Source organism: Chryseobacterium pennipullorum, from assembly GCF_003384725.1.
GTDB classification, from domain to species: Bacteria; Bacteroidota; Bacteroidia; order Flavobacteriales; family Weeksellaceae; genus Chryseobacterium; species Chryseobacterium pennipullorum.
On the sequence record NZ_QNVV01000045.1, the window covers coordinates 1 to 1,241 of the forward strand.

The window sequence follows — 1,241 nt, forward strand, 5'->3', positions numbered from 1 at the left end:
CCTTTAGATTTGCAAAAGGATTTAGTTATAAATTAGATAATAATTAAATTCTGAAGAACCAGAGAAAATAAAGTGAACTAAACAGATGGATAGAAACGAACTATTTCGTGTATCAGACTTTATTTTCTCTTTTGAATTTGCCATTTAGAATTTTAAGCGTTAGGGCTTATTAAAGGTTTTAGCATGATTCAAAGTGGTTCATTCAGGATTGCCTAAATCCAAAGTTATGAAAACTTATTTTATTGGAATAGATATTTCCAAGGACACCTTAGATATCTGTATTATAAACAGTTCTGATGAAAAGGAAATAGTATTCAAGATAGATAATACTGTAGTGGGAATAGAGCAAATGCTTACTTCTGTTTCAGACTATGAACAAAACTCCGAATTTCAATATTGCTTTGAAAATACAGGAAATTATGGACTTCTTTTGGCCAGGATGTTGGAAGATAAGCACATCACTTATTATCAGGTTCCAGCTTTAGAAATAAAGTTGAGCCAAGGAATTCAAAGAGGAAAGAACGATCAGGTTGACGCCAAAAGAATAGCCCGATATGCAAAAATGTATTCTGATGATCTTAAACCCTCTGCTCTTCCTGATAAAGAACTTTTTACAGTAAAGAACCTTCTTACGTACAGAAGCTTTCTGATAAAGGTAAGAACACAGTTTAAAAATGAAAAAAAATCTTTTTATCAGGTGGGTAAAGTAGCAGATGTAAACTATGAAATGGATGAAATAGCTCAACAAATAAAAGAATTGGATCAGAAGATCGCCTTTGTAGAATCAAAAATAAAGCAGCAGATTAATGAACAGGAAAATTTAAATAAGAATTACGAAAAAATAACCAGAATAAAGGGAGTTGGCTTTCTCACTGCTACTTATATGCTTGTATTGACTGATAATTTCACTAAGTTTAAGAATCCAAGAAAATTTAACTGTTATGCAGGGCTTGCTCCTTTTGAGCACACATCAGGCTCCAGTATTAAAGGAAAGACAAAGACCAGTAAGCTTAGAAATCGAAAAATTAAAACGGTATTGTTCAGTGGAGCAAATTCAGCAATCATGTATGATGAGGAATTAAAAACCTACTACAAAAGAAAAAAACTGCAGGGAAAAGCTCACAATTCAATTATTAACGCGGTCTGCTGTAAACTTATATATAGAATATTTGCAGTAGTAAAAAGAGAAGAACCTTTTGTAAATTTAACAAGATATAATTTGCATATGTCTTAGAATACAC

General features: G+C 31.7%; 1 protein-coding gene. It reads left to right on the top strand.

Going from position 1 to position 1,241, the window contains the following annotated elements:
- Positions 1 to 226 precede the first annotated feature (226 nt).
- Positions 227 to 1,234 carry an IS110 family RNA-guided transposase gene (locus tag DRF67_RS21270; RefSeq protein WP_115930299.1) on the top strand — a complete coding sequence of 336 codons (1,008 nt, stop codon included), beginning with the start codon at positions 227 to 229 and terminating at the stop codon, positions 1,232 to 1,234.
- Positions 1,235 to 1,241 lie beyond the last annotated feature (7 nt).

Excerpts from the sequence above, each read along its gene's own strand:
- DRF67_RS21270 (WP_115930299.1), top strand. The coding sequence starts at position 227 with ATGAAAACTTATTTTATTGGAATAGATATTTCCAAGGACACCTTAGAT.